Below are 239 nucleotides of genomic sequence, written 5' to 3'. Positions count from 1 at the left end.
CTGTGGTCGATCCTTTGGTTGCCGTTGTGCTCGCGATGTCGGTCCTTGGGGAGTCCTCAGCAGCGCCGACATGGACCTTCTTTGTGTTCGTGACCGCTGGGTGCCTAGCCGCTGGTGGCGTCGTCGCTCTGGCGCGCCACCATCAGTCAGCGGAACAAAATGTGAAGGATCCCCGCGAGCAGGCTCCGGCGCGCTCCCGTTCCGAGTCGCCTCTTCTCACCGCGTCGCACGAGTCTGAC

General features: G+C 64.0%; 1 protein-coding gene. It reads left to right on the top strand.

Going from position 1 to position 239, the window contains the following annotated elements; genetic code table 11:
* Positions 1-35 precede the first annotated feature (35 nt).
* Positions 36-239, top strand: a 204-nt coding sequence (locus R0J87_RS24285) for a hypothetical protein (protein ID WP_498889610.1), incomplete at its 3' end; no start/stop codon positions are given.

It is taken from the genome of Halomonas sp. SIMBA_159, assembly GCF_046536035.1.
GTDB classification, from domain to species: Bacteria; Pseudomonadota; Gammaproteobacteria; order Pseudomonadales; family Halomonadaceae; genus Vreelandella; species Vreelandella venusta_A.
The sequence above is the reverse complement of the archived record's forward strand: the minus strand, read 5'-3'. Positions and strand labels throughout refer to the sequence as shown.